Source organism: Angustibacter peucedani (genome assembly GCF_054779595.1).
The window spans coordinates 49,176-66,543 of record NZ_BAAGXY010000012.1 but is presented as its reverse complement, the minus strand read 5'-3'; the positions used below and the strand labels follow the sequence as shown (position 1 = coordinate 66,543).

The following is a 17,368-nucleotide window of genomic DNA, read 5'->3' as shown; positions in this document are numbered from 1 at the left end:
GGCTCACGGGCGCTGCCAGGTGTCGCGATCTCTTGATCCTCGTCACGAAAGAGGAATACTGGCGGTCGTGACGGACCCGCACGCGACGACCGCGCACCCGCTCGGGCTGAGCCCGTCGGCCCACGTCGACACGTTCTGCCGCGACCACCTGCCGCCGGCCGGCAGCTGGCCCGACCTGGTCTTCGACCGGCCCGAGCTGCAGTACCCCGACCGGTTGAACGCGGCCGTCGAGCTGCTGGACACGACCGTGGCAGAGCACGGCGGCGACCGTCCGTGCCTGCTCGCGCCGGACGGCACGACCTGGACCTACGACGACCTGGCGACGCACGCGGCCCAGGTCGCTCACGTGCTCGTCGACGACCTCGGCCTCGTGCCGGGCCAGCGCGTCCTGCTGCGCGGCCCGAACGCCCCGTGGTTGGTGGCCTGCTGGTTCGCGGTGCTGCGGGCCGGTGGGGTCGTCGTGACGACGATGCCGCTGCTGCGGCCGGGCGAGCTGCGCACCGTGCACGAGATCGCGCGGGTCGACCTCGCGCTGTGCGACCACCGGTTCCTGGACGACCTCGTGGCGGCAGAGCTCGGCGTGCCCGTGGTCGCCTACGGCGGCACCGCGGACGACGACCTGGTGCAGCGGTCGTCGTCCCGGGCCACGACCTTCGAGCCGGTGGCGACCGCGGCCGACGACGTCGCCCTGCTGGCGTTCACGTCCGGCACGACCGGACGGCCCAAGGCGACGATGCACTTCCATCGCGACGTCCTGGCGAACGCCGACACCTTCTCGCGGCACGTCCTGAAGCCGGTGCCGGACGACGTGTTCACCGGCACCCCGCCGCTGGCCTTCACCTTCGGGCTGGGCGGGCTGGTGGTGTTCCCGCTGCGCGTCGGCGCCAGCACCCTGCTGGTCGAGAAGGCGTCGCCGGACCAGCTGGCCGACCTGGTGGCCGCCCACGGCGTGACGGTCTGCTTCACCGCCCCGACGGCCTACCGCGCGATGGTCGCGGCGGGCCGCCCCGAGCGGCTGGCCTCGTTGCGGCGGTGCGTGTCCGCGGGCGAGCACCTGTCGGCCGGCACCTGGCAGGCGTTCCACGACGCCACCGGGGTGCGCATCATCGACGGCCTGGGGTCCACCGAGATGCTGCACATCTTCATCTCGGCCGCGGACGACGACGTCCGGCCCGGCGCCACCGGTCGCGCCGTGCCCGGGTACGTCGCGACGGTGCTCGGCGACGACGGCGAGCCGCTGCCGGCCGGGGAGGTCGGGCGGCTCGCGGTGAAGGGGCCCACCGGCTGCCGCTACCTGGCCGACGACCGGCAGGCCGTCTACGTGCAGGGCGGCTGGAACGTCACCGGCGACACCTACCGCCAGGACGAGGACGGGTACTTCTGGTACCAGGCGCGCAGCGACGACATGATCATCTCGGCCGGCTACAACATCGCCGCGCCCGAGGTCGAGGAGGCGCTGATGCGCCATCCCGACGTCGCGGAGGTGGCCGTGGTGGGGACGCCGGACGCCGACCGCGGGCAGGTCGTCTCGGCCTTCGTCGTCCTGCGCGACGGCGTGGTCGGCGACCCCGCCCTGGTGCGGGTGCTGCAGGACCACACCAAGGCCACCATCGCGCCCTACAAGTACCCGCGCGTGGTGGAGTTCGTGGCCGAGCTGCCACGCACCAGCACCGGCAAGCTCCAGCGGTTCCGGTTGCGGCAGAACGGCTAGCGCAGCAGCTCGCGCGCGATGATGCCGAGCTGGACGTCGCTCGCGCCCTCGTAGATCCGCGGCGCGCGCACCTCGCGGTAGAGGTGCTCGAGCAGGTGCCCGCGCTGGAGCGCGCGGGCGCCGTGCAGCTGCACCGACTGGTCGACGACCCACTGCGCCGCCTCGGTGGCCGCGAGCTTGGCCATCGCGGCCCGCGACGTGACACCGGGGCGGCCCTCGTCGTAGGCGGCGGCCGCCTGGTAGACGAGCAGCCGGGCGGACTGGGTGCGCACCGCCATCTCGGCCAGCCGGTGGGCGACCGACTGCTGCGCCACCAGCGGCCCGCCGAACGCCGTCCGGGTGCGCGTGTGCGCCACCGCGGCCTCGAGGGCGGCCTGCGCCATGCCGACCGCGAACGCCCCGACGCTGGGGCGGAAAAGGTCCAGCGTGCGCATGGCCACGGCGAAGCCGCGGTCGCGCTCGCCCAGCAGCTCGTCCGGCTCGACCCGCACCCCGTCGAGGACCAGCCGGCCGATCGGGTGCGGCGAGAGCAGGTCGAGCGGTTCGCCGCCCACGCCGTCGCGGTCGGCCGGGACGACGAACGCGCTCACTCCGCGCGACCCGGCACCGGGGGTGGTGCGGGCGAACACCGTGTAGACGTCGGCCTGCGGGGCGTTCGAGATCCAGACCTTGGTGCCGGTCAGCCGCCAGCCGTCGCCGTCCGCGTCGGCGCGCAGCTGCAGCGCTCCCGCGTCGCTGCCGGCCTCGGGCTCGGTGAGCGCGAAGGCGGCCACCGCCTCGCCGCTCGCCACCGCCGGGATCCAGCGACGCACCTGCGCGTCCGAGCCGCTCTGCAGCACCGGGTACGCGCCCAGTCCCTGCAGGGCCAGCGCGGTCTCGGCCTCCGTGCACTCGACGGCCAGCGCCTCGCGCAGCAGGCAGAGGTCGAGAGCCGCGGCCTCGCGGGTGGTGCCCGCGCCGGGGAACAGCCGACCGAGCAGGCCGAGCTCGCCCAGGCGCCGCAGCAGCGGGCGGTTGACCCGACCCGGCTCGCCCGCAGCCGCCAGCGGCACCAGCTCGTCCCGCGCGACGGCGCGGGCGTGCGCCACCAGCTCGTGCTGCTCGGGCTCGAGGTCCCAGGCCACGGTCAGCGTCCCTGCCAGCGCGGCGGGCGCCGCTCGCTGAACGCCGCGTAGAACTCGCGGTAGTCGGCACCGGTCATCAGCAGCGCCTGCGTGAACGCCTCGAGCTCGACCGCCGCGGACAGCCCCATGTCGAGCTCGCGGCTGACCAGGGCCTTGGTCTGCGCGTAGGCGTGCGCCGGTCCGTCCGCCAGCCGCCGGGCGAGGGCGGTGGCCTCCGCGGTCGCGGTGCCGTCGTCCACCAGCCGCGTGACCAGGCCCCAGCGCTCGGCCTGCTCGGCGCCCAGGTCGTCGCCGAGCAGCAGCAGCTCGGTGGCCCGGCCCAGCCCGACGAGCCGCGGGAGCAGGTACGCCGCACCCATGTCGGCGCCGGCCAGCCCGACGCGGGTGAACAGGAACGCGAACGTCGCCGAGCGCTCCACGACCCGCAGGTCGCTCGCCAGCGCGAGCACCGAGCCCGCACCCGCCGCCACGCCGTGCACGGCGGCGACCACCGGCACCGGGCACTCGCGCATCAGCCGCACGACCTCGCCGGTCATGCGGGTGAAGGCGAGCAGCTCGTCGTGCGACATCTCGAGCGTGCGCCCGATGATCTCGTGCACGTCACCACCCGAGCAGAACGCCCGGCCCTCGCCGCGCAGCACCACGGCCCGCACGTCCCCGCGGTGCGGCAGCTCGGCGAACAGGTCGCGCAGGTCGGCGTAGACGTCGAAGGTCAGCGCGTTCAGCCGCTCGGGCCGGTCGAGGCTGATCGTGCAGACGCCCTCGTCGTGCACCACCCGGAAGTGCTTCCACTCGGGCGTGATCGGGGCGGAACCGCGGAACGCACCCACTGCAGACCTCCTCGTCCAGTCCTACGGATAGCGTATCGGTGACCAGCGTCATGACAACGGCATGAGCGGCCCGTACCCTGGCGCCATGCGGATCGCGGTCGTCGGCGGAGGACCTGGCGGGCTCTACCTCGCCGCCCTGGTCAAGCAGCTCGGGCCTGACCACGAGGTCACCGTCTGGGAGCGCAACGCGCCCGACGACACCTTCGGGTTCGGCGTGGTCTTCTCCGACGAGACCCTCGGCGGCATCGAGCTGGCCGACCCCGAGGTGTTCGCCGCCATGCAGCGCGACTTCGCCCGCTGGGACGACATCGACGTCCACGTCAAGGGCGACGTGATCACCAGCGGTGGGCACGGGTTCGCCGCCATGAGCCGGCTGCGGCTGCTGCAGGTGCTGCAGGCCCGGTGCCGGGCGCTGGACGTGGACCTGCGCACCTCCACGACGGCACCGGACGTCGCCGAGCTGGCCGCCACGCACGACCTCGTGGTCGCTGCCGACGGGGTCAACTCGGCCACCCGGAACCGGTGGTCCGAGGACTTCGGCGCCACCGTCGAGGCGCGGCGCTGCCGCTACATGTGGCTCGGCACCGACCGGGTCTTCGACGCCTTCACCTTCGTCGTCCGCGAGACCCCGCACGGCGTCGTGCAGGTGCACGCGTACCCCTACGACGCCACCGGCAGCACCTTCATCGTCGAGATGCGCGACGACGTCTGGCGCGCCGCGGGGTTCGACCACGGCGAAGCCGACGGCCTGCCGCCCGGCGCCTCCGACGAGCGCTCGATCGCCATGGTGCGCGAGCTGTTCGCCGACCTGCTCGACGGTTACGCGGTCGTCGGCAACAACTCGCGCTGGATCAGCTTCGGCACGGTGCGCACCAGCACCTGGCGGCGGGGCAACGTCGTGCTGCTGGGCGACGCGGCGCACACGGCCCACTTCTCCATCGGGTCGGGCACCAAGCTCGCCATGGAGGACGCGCTGGCCCTCGCCGCGTGCCTGCACGAGCAGCCGGACGTCGAGCGCGCGCTCGCGGCGTACGAGGACGAGCGGCGCCCGGTGGTCCTCTCGACGCAGCGCGCCGCCCAGGCGAGCCTGGAGTGGTTCGAGAACCTCGGGCAGTACCTCGCCCAGGACGCGGAGCAGCTGGCCTTCAACATCCTGACCCGCAGCCGCCGGGTCACCTACGAGGGGCTCCAGCTGCGCGACCCCGAGTTCGTCGCGGCGGCCGACGCGTGGTTCGCCCGCGACCTCGCCGCGCGCGGAACCGGCGACGGCGAGGTGCGCCCGCCGATGTTCCAGCCGTTCCGGCTGCGCGGGCTCGAGCTGGTCAACCGGGTCGTCGTGTCGCCCATGGACATGTACGTCGCGCGGGACGGCGTCCCGGACGACTTCCACCTGGCCCACCTCGGCGGCAAGGCGCTCGGCGGCGCGGGCCTGGTCATGACCGAGATGGTCTGCGTCTCGCCGACCGGCCGCATCTCGCCCGGCTGCTGCGGCCTCTGGGACGACGAGCAGCAGCACGCGTTCCGGCGCATCACCGACTTCGTGCACGAGCACAGCCGGGCCGCGATCGGCCTGCAGCTCGGCCACTCGGGGCGCAAGGGCTCGACCCGCCTGATGTGGGAGGGCATCGACCAGCCCCTGCCCGAGGGCAACTGGCCCGTGGTGGCGCCGTCGCCGCTGCCGTACCGACCCGGCGTCAACCAGGTGCCGGCCGAGCTCACCCGCGCCGACCTCGACGAGATCACCGACCAGTTCGTGGCCGCCGCGCGGCGCGGCGTGGCGGCCGGCTTCGACCTGCTCGAGCTGCACTGCGCGCACGGCTACCTGCTGTCGAGCTTCATCTCGCCGCTCACCAACCACCGCACCGACGAGTACGGCGGCGACCTGGCCGCGCGGCTGCGCTACCCGCTCGAGGTCTTCTCGGCCCTGCGCGAGGTCTGGCCGGACGACCAGCCGATGACGGTGCGCATCTCGGCCACCGACTGGGTCGAGGGCGGGCACGACGTCGAGGACGGCGTCGAGGTGGCCCGCGCGTTCGCGGCCGCCGGTGCCGACGCCGTCGACGTGTCGACCGGGCAGGTGTCGCCCGAGGAGCGACCGGCGTTCGGGCGGTCGTACCAGACGCCGTTCGCCGACGCCGTGCGCAACCGGGTCGACGTCGCGACCGTCGCGGTCGGCGCGATCTCCAGCTACGACGACGTCAACTCGTTGCTGCTGGCAGGCCGCGCCGACCTGGTGGCCCTCGGCCGCGCCCACCTCTACGACCCGAGCTGGACGCTGCACGCCGCGGCCGAGCAGGGGTACGCCGGTGCGGGCGCGACCTGGCCGCAGCCCTGGCAGGCGGGGAGCCGCCGGCCGCAGACGGGGCGGACGGACGGCCCGAAGCCGCGGCTCGACCTCGTACGCCGCGGCGAGGTCGGCACCCGGCACCAGCGCTGGCGGCCTCAGGCCTGAGGGTGGTCGGCCAGCCACCGGCCGTCGAGCAGGTGCTCGCGCAGGGTGCCGGCCAGCCAGGGCAGGGCGTCGTCCGGAAGGTGCTCGGGGTCGAACCAGCCGACCTCGGAGCACTCGCTCGTCGGCTGCGGCTCGCCCTCCCAGCGGCGGACGACGAAGAAGAAGTCGGTGCCGCGCACCGGCCCGTCGACGTAGCGGGTGACGCCGACGGGCTCCAGGTCGGTCGCCTCGGCCCGCAGCCCGACCTCCTCGTGCAGCTCGCGCGCGGTGCCGGACGCCAGCGACTCGTCGTCGTCGACGTGCCCGCCGGGCAGCCCCCAGAGCCCGCTCCCGTACGACACGCCGTCGCGCCGGGCCAGCAGGACCCGGCCGTCCTCGCGCCGGACGACGGCCCAGCCCACCAGGTGGTCGGTGCGCTGCGGCGGGGGCGGGGGAGCGCCCGGCCGCAGCGCCATGAAGACCTTGTCGTGGCGGGCGTCGCCCACCGCGACGAAGTCGGGCAGGTGCCCGTAGCGGCGGAAACCCAACTGCTCGTAGAGCGTGATCGCGCCGTGGTTGTCGCCGCGGACGTCGAGGGTGAGCGTCTCGACGCCGGCCGCGGCGGCCTGCGCCACCAGGGCGGTCACCAGCCGCCGTCCGAGGCCCTGGCCGCGGTGCGCCGCGCTCACGACGACCCGCTCGAGGTCGGCCTGCGGGGCGTGCGTCGGGCGCGCGTACCGGCGCCAGTAGCCGAACCCGACCACCTGCCCCTCGACGACCTCGACCGCGACGCCGGCGGCCCCGCTCGTGAGCCCGGCGCGGACGTCGGCGAGCAGCTGCTCGACCTCGTCGGCCGGGGGCGGGTCGACCCAGCCCAGCGCGGCGCCCTCGGCCACGGCCTGCCGCAGCAGGGCGACGACCTCGGCCCGCACGGCCGCCGGGGCCAGCGGGTCGCCCTCGGTCACGCCGCCGGTCACGTCGCCCGCCAGCGTCCGACGAGCCGGACGACGAGCCGCCAGCCGAGCAGCATGGCCGCCAGCACGACCGTGGCCACCACGACGAACGAGGGCGCCGTGCCCTCGTCGACCAGCCGACGTCCGACCATCCCGACCACCACGGCCAGCACCCACACCGCGAGCCCCGTGGGCCGGACGGCGCTCGGGCGCTCCCACGCCCGCGTCGCGCACCAGCCGGCCAGCACGCCGACCAGGAAGGGCGCCGCGGTGGCCAGGGCGCCCGCGGCGGTCACGCCCTCCTCGTGGCTGCGACGCCCGACGGCGGCGAACGCCAGCACGGCGACGACGTCCAGCGCGAGCCAGGCCGCCCGGCGGTCGGGGCGGCCCCAGGTCACCGCAGCACCTCGCGCAACCAGGCGCAGATCTCGCCGAGCGGGCGGTCACCGCTCGCCGCCGCCCCGGGGAAGGACAAGAAGCCGTGCGGGACGTCGCGGTACCGGGTGCGCCGCACGGCCACCCCGGCGGCGAGCAGGGCGTCGGCGTAGGCCTCGCCCTCGTCGCGCAGCGGGTCGTGGTCGGCCGTCAGCACCAGGGCCGGCGGCAGGCCCCGCAGGTCGGCGGCGTGCAGCGGCGACAGCACGGGGTCACGGCGGTCACCGCTCGGGTGGTAGAGCGCCAGGAAGTCCTCGATCTTCTGCCGCGTGAGCACCGGCGCGTGGGCCAGCTCGTCGATCGACGCCGAGGACATGGTTCCGTCGACGCCGGGGTAGACCAGCACCTGCGCGGCCAGCGCAGGGCCGCCGGCGTCCCGCGCCAGCTGGGCGACGACGGCCGACAGGTTGCCGCCCGCGCTGTCGCCCATGACCACGACGCGGTCGGGGTCGACGTCCAGCTCGCCGGCGTGCTCGGCCACCCACGTGGTGACGTCGAAGCAGTCCTCGACCGCGGCGGGGAAGACGTGCTCGGGCGCGAGCCGGTAGTCGACCGACACCACGAGCGCACCGAGCCGCGAGGCGACCTGGCCGCAGACCGCGTCGTAGCCGCGCAGCCCGCCCTGCACCCAGCCGCCGCCGTGCAGGAAGACGACGAGCGGCGCCGGGCGCGGCCGGGGGGACGGCGCGTACCAGCGCACGCGCACCGACCCGCCCCGGGTGGGCACGACGTCGTCGCGGCGGCGCACGTCGCGCGGCACCCTCCCGAAGACGAGCGAGAACGGCCAGAAGTGCACCGGCTCGAGCCGTCGGGTGCGGCGGATCTGGGCCAGGGAACGCTCGGTGAGCCGGCCGCCGCCCCGGGTGCCGTCGACCAGGGCGCAGAAGACCCGGGTGCGCAGCGGCAGGCTCGTGGTCACCGGGCGACCCTAGCCCGGCGGACGGGTCAGGCGCCGAGCGCCGTCCACCCCTTGACGTCGTGCACCGCGATGCCGGCGTAGCTGGCGTACGTGGCCGCTGCCGCGACGTCGACGGCGTCGAGGGCGGCGGTGAGCGCGACCAGACCCTTGCCGGCGAACGTGCAGTAGGAGCAGTCGGCGAGCGGGTTGGTCTCGGTGGCCAGGTGCACCGGCACGACCCGGCCGGTGCGGCGCTGCACGTCGTCCGCCCGCTGCAGGACGTCGGCCCCGACCTGCAGCACGCCCGCCGCGGTGTCGCGGTAGCTCATCACGGTGACGGCGTCGACGCGGGCGAGGACGTCGTCGGCCAGCGTCCCGCTGCCGCTGGCCGCCGGGATGGTGCCGAACCAGAAGGGCACGTCGGCCTCGAGCGGGCGCGTGTCGGCCTGCTGCAGCCGCGAGAGCAGGTCGACGTACTTCGCCACCAACGTCTTACGCTGCTTGGCGTTCGACCAGCCAGGCAGCGCGTACGGCTCGACGTCGACGTGGGTCGCGGCGAACAGGCCGGTCGCCGTGGCCGCGGCCTGCCAGGCCAGCGCGTCCTGGGGCCGGTTGGTCCAGCGCGGGTCGCCGCCGAGCGCGACCAGGCGCACGCCGGCCGGCTCGGCCAGACGGGCGAGGGCCTGCAGGCGGGGCAGGTCACCGTCCGTCATGACGGTGGGGCGGACGTGGACGTAGAGCTCGCGCAGGCCCTGCCGCCGGGCGAGGTCGACCAGGTCGGCCGGGTCCTCCTGGAACCACGCCCAGGCCGCTCGCGACACCGGCGCGTGCTGCAGGGGGCTCGCCGCGACGGCGCCGCTCTTCGCGCGCCGTTTGGCAGCGGCGTGCGCGGGGACGGCGGTGGTCATGCTCCATGCCACCACGGCGGTGAGCAGGACGGCGAGCGGTCGGCGCAGGGCGGTGAGGTGCATGCCCAGGACGTCGACCCGCCGGGGGCACCGGTGCAGACGACGGTCGGGTGGTGACGGACCGTAGGCTCGGTCGGGTGAGCGTGCGACGAGTGATGGGCATCGAGACCGAGTACGGCATCTCGCAGCCGGGGGCCCCCGAGGCCAACCCGATGCTGATGTCGGGGCAGGTCGTCAACGCCTACGCCCAGCCGCTGGGCCCCCGGGCCGGTCGTGCCCGGTGGGACTACGAGGACGAGGCGCCGCTGCGGGACGCCCGCGGGTTCGAGATGAGCCGCGCGCTGGCCGACGCCTCGCAGCTCACCGACGAGGACGACCCGACGCTCGCCAACGTGATCCTCACCAACGGCGCCCGGCTGTACGTCGACCACGCCCACCCCGAGTACAGCTCGCCCGAGGTGACCAGCCCGCGCGCCGCCGTCCGGTGGGACAAGGCCGGGGAGCGGATCATGGACGCGGCGGTGCGCACCGTTGCGGCCACGCCCGGGCTGCCGCCGATCAACCTGTACAAGAACAACACCGACGGCAAGGGCGCGTCGTACGGCACTCACGAGAACTACCTGATGGACCGCGCGACACCGTTCGCCGACATCGTGCGGCACCTGGTGCCGTTCTTCGTGTCGCGCCAGGTGGTCTGCGGCGCCGGCCGCGTCGGCATCGGCACCGAGAGCGAGGTGGCCGGCTACCAGGTCAGCCAGCGCGCGGACTTCTTCGAGGTCGAGGTGGGCCTGGAGACGACGCTGAAGCGGCCGATCGTCAACACCCGCGACGAGCCGCACGCCACGGCCGACAAGTACCGGCGGCTGCACGTGATCATCGGCGACGCCAACCTGTGCGAGGTCGCGACCCTGCTCAAGACGGGCACCACGTCGCTGGTGCTCGCGATGGTCGAGGCCAAGGCCTTCACGCGCGACCTCACGGTGGAGCGTCCCGTCGCCGCGCTGAGAGCGGTGTCGCACGACCCCTCCCTGCGCACCCTGGTGACCTTGCGCGACGGCACCAAGCTGACCGCCGTCCAGCTGCAGTGGGCCTACCTCGAGCAGGCCCGGGCGTTCGTCGAGCAGACGTACGGCCGCGACGTGGACGACGACACCGTCGAGGTGCTGGACCGCTGGGAGAACGTGCTGACCCGGCTCGAGCGCGACGCGATGGAGTGCGCGCGCGAGCTGGACTGGGTCGCCAAGCTCGCGCTGCTGCAGGGCTTCCGCGACCGCGAGGGACTCGACTGGGACCACCCGCGGCTCGGGCTGATCGACGTCCAGTACACCGACGTCCGGCCCGAGAAGGGGCTGTACCACCGGCTGGCCGCGCGCGGCCGGGTCGAGCTGCTGGTCGACGAGGCCGACGCGGCGGCGGCGGTCGAGGACCCGCCGGAGGACACCCGCGCCTACTTCCGCGGCCGCTGCCTGGCCAAGTTCGGCAAGGACGTCGCGGCCGCCAGCTGGGACTCGGTGATCTTCGACGTCCCGGGACGCGACTCGCTGCAGCGGGTGCCGATGCTCGAGCCGGGGCGCGGCGGCCGTGACGCGGTGGGGGCGCTCATCGACCAGAGCGAGACGGCCGAGGAGCTGATGGCGGCGCTGGCAGCGCGCTGACCTCGGCCGCCACCGGCGTCACGGCGACGGCCAGCAGCGGGAACGCCGCGACGGCGGCGAACCCGACGGCGTAGCCGCGCGCCCCGACCAGCGCCCCCAGCAGGGGAGGGGCGGCCGAGGCGACGACGTTCTGCGCGGTGTTGTGCAGGCCGAGCGCTCGTCCGGCCCAGGCGCTGCCGGCGAGCTCGGCGGTCGCGGTGAAGGCCAGCCCGTTGTCGGCCACCGTCACGACCGAGCCGACGGCGATCGCGGCCACGGCGAGCCAGCCCGCGGCGGCGTCGCCGAGTGCCAGCACGAGCATCACGGTGGCGCTGGCCACGGCGAGCTGGCGCATCGGTCGAAGCCGGCTGCCGACGGCGTCCGACCAGACGCCGGTGCCGATGCGGCCGGCCGCGCCGCAGACCTGCAGCACCGCGACGAAGGCCCCGGCGGTGCCGGCGTCCCAGCCCTGGCGCCGCACGAGGTACTCGACCCCGAAGGCCGCGATCGCGAACTGCGGCAGCACCAGCAGCGAGCCGGCGGCGTGCACCCGCCAGAGGACGGGCGTCCGGTACGGCGACGGGCTGTGCCCGGTGCGGAGGTCGGCCGGGCGCGGCGGGTCGGGTGCGAGCCCGACCACCAGGCCGGCCGCGGCCAGGCACAGGACGGCGGGCAGCAGCAGGGCGCGCACGACGCCGACCTCGACGGCGAGGGTGGGCATCGTCGCGGCGGCGACGGCCACGCCCAAGGGCTGCGCGGTCTGGCGGACCCCCATCGCCAGCCCGCGCTGCTCGCGGGGGAACCAGCCCATGACGAGCCGGCCGCTCGCCGCGTTGACGCTGGCGCCGCCGACGCCGGCCACCGCGAGGACGGCGGCCAGCGGGCCGAGTCCCGGGTCGGCGAGGACCCCGACCGTGGTGACCGCTCCCGCCAGTGCCAAGCCCGACGTCATGACGACGCGCTCGCCGTGGCGGTCGGCGAGGGCGCCCCACGCCACGAGGGCGACGAGCAGCCCGGCCACCGGGGCCGACACCAGCGCACCGGCGCGGGCGAGGGACAGACCGTACTGGTCGCGCAGCGCCGGGACGAGGAACGGCACGCCGTAGACGAGCGAGCTGGCCGCGGTCTGGGCCAGCACGCCGACGGCGAGCACCCGCCAACGCGTGCGGCTCGTCGTCACGGCGTCTCGCTCCTCAGGACCGGCATCTCGTCACCTGGACGTTACGCCGTCGGGCGGTCGGCGGTGGGCGCCGGTCGCCGGCTGAGACGCGCGTCACCGGTCGCCTGTCGGGCGCCGCGACTAGGCTGGTGCCACAACCCCTCGAGGAGGTCGGCATGCCCGGTCAGGAGCAGCAGCGTCCGCAGCGTCGCGAGGACGAGCCGGACGACGCGCCCGCACCCGTGCCCACCGGGGCCGCCACCAAGGAGGGCCTGGACGACGACATCGACTCGGTGCTGGACGAGATCGACGACGTCCTCGAGTCCAACGCCGAGGACTTCGTGCGCAGCTTCGTACAGAAGGGGGGCCAATGAATGGCCCCGGGCGGGCAGCCGACGTCTGACGAGAACAAGGTCTGCCCCCGTTGCGGACTGTCCCGACCTCTCTCGGCCTTCGGGTCCAACCGGTCCCGACCAGACGGGCTCGCCCAGTACTGCCGGACGTGCTTCCGCGAGATCGGCATGGAGAGCTATCGACGACGGCGGGCGGCGCGCGGGCTGCCGGTGCGGGAGCGGCGTACCGGGCCGCCGGGCACCGCGTGGTGCCCGGACTGCGAGGCGTTCCGGGACGTTGCCGACTTCCCGCGCAACCGGTCGACGTCGTCGGGGTACGCGGCCTACTGCAAGCCGCACCAGTACGAACGCACGCGTCAGTCCCGAGACCGGGCGGGCGGCAGCCGCGGCTACCACCTCAAGCGGCGGTACGGGTTGACCGCCGAGGACGTCGAGTCCATGCGCGCCGAGCAGCGCGGGCTGTGCGCCATCTGCCGGCGCGTGCTCGGGCCCGGCGCGCACGTCGACCACGACCACCGCACCGGTGCCGTGCGCGGCCTGCTGTGCTTCACCTGCAACGTCGGGCTCGGGAACTTCAAGGACGACCCCGGCCGGCTCGAGCAGGCCGCCCGGTACCTGCGCGAGGTCCGGTTGCCAGAGCTGGTGTTCGAGGTCTCGCCCGAGGCCTGGCAGCGCCCGTTCTGCCAGGTAGGGTCGCGACCGTGAGCCCCGCCCTGGACGATCCCTCCGGACGGCTGCCCCGCGCGTTCCTCGCGTCCGGGTCGTCGTCCTTCGCCGACTTCCTGCAGGCCCAGGCGCCCGCACTGCTGCCGGGCGGCCGAGCGCTGCCCCCGGGCACCGTCCCCGACGCCCCCCACGGCACCACGATCGTCACTGTCGAGTTCGAGGGCGGCGTCGTCATGGGCGGCGACCGCCGGGCGACGATGGGCAGCATGATCGCCAACCGCGAGATCGAGAAGGTCTTCGCCGCCGACGAGTACTCCTGCGTCGGCATCGCGGGCAGCGCGGGGCTGGCGATCGAGCTGGTCAAGCTCTTCCAGGTCGAGCTCGAGCACTACGAGAAGATCGAGGGCACGCTGCTGTCCCTGGAGGGCAAGGCCAACCGGCTGGCCACCATGCTGCGCGGCAACCTCGGGCTGGCCATCCAGGGGCTCGCGGTCGTCCCGCTGTTCGCCGGGTACGACGTCGACGACGCCGTGGGCCGCATCTACAGCTACGACGTCACCGGGGGCTGCTACCTCGAGCACCACCACCACTCGGTGGGCTCGGGATCGCTGTTCGCGCGCGGCGCCCTGAAGAAGCTGTGGCGACCCGGCCTCGACGCCGACCAGGCGGTCTCGATGGCCGTCGAGGCGCTGTTCGACGCCGCCGACGACGACTCCGCCACCGGCGGGCCCGACCTCAACCGCCGCATCTGGCCCGTCGTCGGCGTGGTCGACTCCGAGGGCTACCGCCGAATCGACGACGACACGCTGGCCGCCGTCGTGGCCGCGGTCGTCGAGAGCCGACGGGGCGACCCGGGCGGCGCGCTGCGCCGCTCGTCCGGCGACACCGCGGGGGAGGGGAGCCAGTCGTGAGCATGCCGTTCTACGTCTCGCCCGAGCAGCTGATGAAGGACCGCGCCGACTACGCGCGCAAGGGCATCGCGCGCGGCCGCTCGGCCGTGGTGCTCGGCTACGAGGGCGGCATCGCCTTCGTCGCCGAGAACACCTCGCGCGCCCTGCACAAGGTCAGCGAGATCTACGACCGCGTCGCCTTCGCCGCCGTCGGGAAGTACAACGAGTTCGAGAACCTGCGCGTGGCCGGCGTCCGGTACGCCGACCTGCGCGGCTACTCCTACGACCGCAGCGACGTCACCGCGCGCGGCCTGGCCAACGCCTACGCCCAGACGCTCGGCACGGTGTTCACCCAGGAGTCCAAGCCCTACGAGGTCGAGATCGTCGTCGCCGAGGTCGGCCGCGTGCCCGACGACGACCAGATCTACCGGATCACCTACGACGGGTCGGTGGCCGACGAACGGGGATTCGTCGCGATGGGCGGCCAGCCCGAGGCCATCACCACGGCGCTCGAGGAGCGCTGGCGGCCCGACCTCTCTCTCGGCGAGGCGCTCGGACTGGCCGTCGAGCTGCTCGGCCAGGACCCGGCCGGCGGCGACGCGCGCACCCTCGGCCCAGACCTGCTGGAGGTCGCGGTGCTCGACCGGCACCGCGAGCGGCGGCTGTTCCGGCGGCTGTCGGGCACGCTGCTCGAGCGGCTGCTGAGCCCCAGCGACCCGACCAGCGACGTGCCGCACGAGGACGACCGCCGGCCCGGCAGCCACGAGCTGCTCACCGGCGACACCCCGGGCACCGACACCCCCGGCCCGGCCGAGCCGCAGGACTAGGCGGCGTCGAGCAGCGCCTGCTCCTCCGCGGGCGACAGGCCGGCCGAGCGCGGTGACCGGTCGAGCCCGAGCTCGCGCTCCCAGCGCAGCGCGTCACCGACCAGGTCGGCGAGCGGCCGGCTGGTCAGTCCTGCGGCGTGCGCCTCTGACGCGTCGCGCGCGCTGAACCCGCGCCAGCCGGGGTCGACGATCCACAGCGGCAGCGAGCGCGGCCCCATGTACTCCTCGACGCCCTGCTCGAGCAGCCACGACGACGGCACCAGCTCGACCGGCCCGTCGTACCCCGACGCCACCCGGCTGGCCTCGAGCACCTGCGAGAGCGGACGCCGGTCCCCGGCCGCGTTGAACGTGCCGACCAGCCCGTCGGACCCGCCCTGCACCAGCCACCGGGCGAGGTCCTGGACGTCGACGGTCTGGGTCGGCAGGTCCGGCTCGTCCGGCACGAGCACCGCGCGCGAGCCCGCCCACGCGGGGTGCCCCTCGGCCGCGGCGGCGAACCGGGCCGCCCAGTAGCCGAACCGGTCGCTGGGGTCGCCGTACCCGGCGATCAGGCCCGAGCGGGCCACGAGCAGACGGTCGGCGACGACGTCCTGGCAGGCCAGCTCGCAGGCCACCTTGGCCTCGCCGTACTGCTCGCGCCCGGCCTCGTCGCCCTCGTGCGCCGGCAGCAGCGGCGCGCTCTCGTCGGCCTCGGGCGTGGAGTGGTCGGCGTACACCGAGCAGGACGAGACGTAGGTCCAGTGCGCCGCCCGTTCGCCCAGGGCCGCCAGCGCCGAGCGCACGTACCCGGGCTGCCACGACACGTCGACGACGGCGTCCCAGTCGCGCTCGCGGACCGCGTCGTAGGCCCCGGGGGCGCCGCGGTCGGCGGTCACCAGCTCGACGCCGTCGGCCGGCGCGCCCGACGTCCCGCGCGCCAGGCACGTCACCTCGACCCCTCGCGCCAGGGCCTGCCGCGCCACCTCACGACCGAGCCACGCCGTCCCGCCGAGCACCAGGAGGTTCGTCATGGCGGTCAGCAGACCAGTCGTCGTCCGGGCCTGTCACGCGTGGTTCGCCCGCAGCGCAACGGTTCAGCCGTCGGCGGACGCCGGCCGACTCCCACGTCGGCGCCGCGTCCCGGCGCCCGCCCCCGGGCCGACGTAGGGTGGTGGCAGCACCTCGAGCAGGCAGGAGCGTCATGGACCGTCGGATCTTCGGGATCGAGAACGAGTACGGCGTCACGTGCTCGTTCGAGGGCCAGCGCCGGTTGAGCCCCGACGAGGTGGCCCGCTACCTGTTCCGCCGCGTCGTGTCGTGGGGCCGGTCCAGCAACGTCTTCCTGCGCAACGGCGCCCGCCTCTACCTGGACGTCGGCTCGCACCCCGAGTACGCGACGCCCGAGTGCGACGACCTGCGCCAGGCCGTGGTGCACGACAAGGCGGGCGAGCGGATCCTCGAGGGCCTGGTCGCCGACGCCCAGCACCGGCTGCACGACGAGGGGATCTCGGGCGAGGTCTACCTGTTCAAGAACAACACCGACTCGGCGGGCAACTCCTACGGCTGCCACGAGAACTTCCTGGTCTCGCGGCACGGCGACTTCCAGCGGCTCTCCGACGTCCTGATCCCGTTCCTGGTGACCCGGCAGATCATCTGCGGCGCCGGCAAGGTGCTGCAGACGCCGCGCGGGGCGGTCTACTGCGTCAGCCAGCGCGCCGACCACATCTGGGAGGGCGTCTCGAGCGCCACCACCCGCTCGCGCCCGATCATCAACACGCGGGACGAGCCGCACGCGGACGCCGAGCACCACCGCCGCCTGCACGTGATCGTCGGCGACTCCAACATGAGCGAGACCACGACCCTGCTCAAGCTCGGCTCCGCCGACGTCGTGCTGCAGATGATCGAGGCCGGCGTGGTCATGCGCGACCTCACCCTCGAGAACCCGATCCGCGCCATCCGCGAGATCAGCCACGACATGACCGGACGACGCAAGGTGCGGCTGGCCAACGGGCGCGAGCTGTCGGCGCTCGAGATCCAGACCGAGTACCTCGACCGGGCGCAGGACTTCGTCGACCGCCGCGGTGCCACGACGCCGGCGCACAAGACCGTGCTCGACCTGTGGCGGCGCACCCTCACGGCGGTCGACACCGGAGACCTGTCGCTCGTCGACCGCGAGATCGACTGGGTGATCAAGCACCGGCTGATCGAGCGGTACCGCGCCAAGCACGGCCTCGAGCTCTCGCACCCGCGGGTGGCGCAGCTCGACCTCGCCTACCACGACATCCACCGCCGCCGCGGGCTGTACTACCTGCTCGAGCGGGCCGGCCAGGTCGACCGGGTGGCCGGTGACGTCGAGATCTTCGAGGCCAAGTCGGTGCCGCCGCAGACCACCAGGGCCAAGCTGCGCGGCGACTTCGTGCGGCGGGCCCAGGAGCAGCGCCGCGACTTCACGGTCGACTGGGTGCACCTCAAGCTCAACGACCAGGCCCAGCGCACGGTGCTGTGCAAGGACCCCTTCGCCAGCGTCGACGAGCGGGTCGAGCGGCTCATCGCCAGCATGTGAGCGACCC

At 74.5% G+C, this 17,368-nt stretch carries 16 protein-coding genes; 8 read left to right on the top strand and 8 right to left on the bottom strand.

The features are described 5' to 3' along the window. Positions 1-67 precede the first annotated feature (67 nt). On the top strand, positions 68-1,711 hold the full coding sequence (locus tag ACYVJ4_RS03825; protein WP_460458782.1) for an AMP-binding protein: 1,644 nt from the start codon (positions 68-70) through the stop codon (positions 1,709-1,711). Here ACYVJ4_RS03825 and ACYVJ4_RS03820 read toward each other — a convergent pair. After that, positions 1,708-2,835, bottom strand: coding sequence for an acyl-CoA dehydrogenase family protein (locus ACYVJ4_RS03820; RefSeq protein ID WP_460458781.1), 1,128 nt, complete (start codon positions 2,833-2,835; stop codon positions 1,708-1,710). The two genes, ACYVJ4_RS03825 and ACYVJ4_RS03820, sit on opposite strands and share 4 nt — an antisense overlap. Positions 2,836-2,837: 2 nt before the next feature. Continuing rightward, entirely contained in the window at positions 2,838-3,665 is an 828-nt protein-coding gene (locus ACYVJ4_RS03815; RefSeq protein ID WP_460458780.1) for an enoyl-CoA hydratase family protein, read from the bottom strand. 85 nt (positions 3,666-3,750) lie between these two features. Here ACYVJ4_RS03815 and ACYVJ4_RS03810 point away from each other — a divergent pair, with 85 nt between their 5' ends. Then, on the top strand, positions 3,751-6,117 hold the full coding sequence (locus tag ACYVJ4_RS03810; RefSeq protein ID WP_460458779.1) for a bifunctional salicylyl-CoA 5-hydroxylase/oxidoreductase: 2,367 nt from the start codon (positions 3,751-3,753) through the stop codon (positions 6,115-6,117). On the opposite strand, the gene ACYVJ4_RS03805 is transcribed toward ACYVJ4_RS03810, so the two are convergent. The 4 genes from ACYVJ4_RS03805 to ACYVJ4_RS03790 are packed head-to-tail and all read right to left on the bottom strand — an operon-like array spanning position 6,108 to position 9,353. Then, positions 6,108-7,073 (bottom strand): GNAT family N-acetyltransferase, encoded by a 966-nt coding sequence (locus tag ACYVJ4_RS03805; RefSeq protein ID WP_460458778.1) that lies wholly within the window; start codon positions 7,071-7,073, stop codon positions 6,108-6,110. The two genes, ACYVJ4_RS03810 and ACYVJ4_RS03805, sit on opposite strands and share 10 nt — an antisense overlap. Beyond that, positions 7,070-7,447 (bottom strand): DUF3054 domain-containing protein, encoded by a 378-nt coding sequence (locus tag ACYVJ4_RS03800; protein ID WP_460458777.1) that lies wholly within the window; start codon positions 7,445-7,447, stop codon positions 7,070-7,072. Before ACYVJ4_RS03800 ends, ACYVJ4_RS03805 begins: the two co-directional genes overlap by 4 nt. Then, positions 7,444-8,403 (bottom strand): alpha/beta hydrolase, encoded by a 960-nt coding sequence (locus ACYVJ4_RS03795; RefSeq protein WP_460458776.1) that lies wholly within the window; start codon positions 8,401-8,403, stop codon positions 7,444-7,446. Before ACYVJ4_RS03795 ends, ACYVJ4_RS03800 begins: the two co-directional genes overlap by 4 nt. 26 nt (positions 8,404-8,429) lie before the next feature. Beyond that, positions 8,430-9,353, bottom strand: coding sequence for a hypothetical protein (locus tag ACYVJ4_RS03790; RefSeq protein ID WP_460458775.1), 924 nt, complete (start codon positions 9,351-9,353; stop codon positions 8,430-8,432). A 74-nt stretch (positions 9,354-9,427) separates the two neighbouring features. Here ACYVJ4_RS03790 and dop point away from each other — a divergent pair, with 74 nt between their 5' ends. Continuing rightward, positions 9,428-10,945: a depupylase/deamidase Dop gene (gene dop, locus ACYVJ4_RS03785; RefSeq protein ID WP_460458774.1), complete on the top strand. Its 1,518-nt coding sequence runs from the start codon at positions 9,428-9,430 to the stop codon at positions 10,943-10,945. Here the strand turns inward: dop and ACYVJ4_RS03780 are convergent. Beyond that, a complete protein-coding gene (locus ACYVJ4_RS03780) occupies positions 10,890-12,104 on the bottom strand; it encodes an MFS transporter (RefSeq protein ID WP_460458773.1) in 1,215 nt (404 codons plus the stop codon). The two genes, dop and ACYVJ4_RS03780, sit on opposite strands and share 56 nt — an antisense overlap. 155 nt (positions 12,105-12,259) lie before the next feature. Here ACYVJ4_RS03780 and ACYVJ4_RS03775 point away from each other — a divergent pair, with 155 nt between their 5' ends. The 4 genes from ACYVJ4_RS03775 (at position 12,260) to prcA (ending at position 14,819) form a co-directional block, all read left to right on the top strand. Then, positions 12,260-12,457 carry a ubiquitin-like protein Pup gene (locus ACYVJ4_RS03775; RefSeq protein ID WP_460458772.1) on the top strand — a complete coding sequence of 66 codons (198 nt, stop codon included), beginning with the start codon at positions 12,260-12,262 and terminating at the stop codon, positions 12,455-12,457. A 147-nt stretch (positions 12,458-12,604) separates the two neighbouring features. Continuing rightward, complete coding sequence (locus ACYVJ4_RS03770) at positions 12,605-13,141, top strand: endonuclease VII domain-containing protein (RefSeq protein WP_460458771.1); 537 nt, start codon at positions 12,605-12,607, stop codon at positions 13,139-13,141. Further along, a complete protein-coding gene (prcB, locus tag ACYVJ4_RS03765; protein WP_460458770.1) occupies positions 13,138-14,013 on the top strand; it encodes a proteasome subunit beta in 876 nt (291 codons plus the stop codon). Before ACYVJ4_RS03770 ends, prcB begins: the two co-directional genes overlap by 4 nt. Next, positions 14,010-14,819 (top strand): proteasome subunit alpha, encoded by an 810-nt coding sequence (gene prcA, locus ACYVJ4_RS03760; RefSeq protein ID WP_460458769.1) that lies wholly within the window; start codon positions 14,010-14,012, stop codon positions 14,817-14,819. Before prcB ends, prcA begins: the two co-directional genes overlap by 4 nt. On the opposite strand, the gene ACYVJ4_RS03755 is transcribed toward prcA, so the two are convergent. Beyond that, on the bottom strand, positions 14,816-15,829 hold the full coding sequence (locus ACYVJ4_RS03755) for an NAD-dependent epimerase/dehydratase family protein (protein ID WP_460458768.1): 1,014 nt from the start codon (positions 15,827-15,829) through the stop codon (positions 14,816-14,818). The genes prcA and ACYVJ4_RS03755 overlap by 4 nt on opposite strands. A 170-nt stretch (positions 15,830-15,999) precedes the next feature. Here ACYVJ4_RS03755 and pafA point away from each other — a divergent pair, with 170 nt between their 5' ends. Continuing rightward, positions 16,000-17,361, top strand: coding sequence for a Pup--protein ligase (gene pafA / locus ACYVJ4_RS03750; protein ID WP_460458767.1), 1,362 nt, complete (start codon positions 16,000-16,002; stop codon positions 17,359-17,361). The last annotated feature ends 7 nt before the right edge of the window (positions 17,362-17,368 follow it).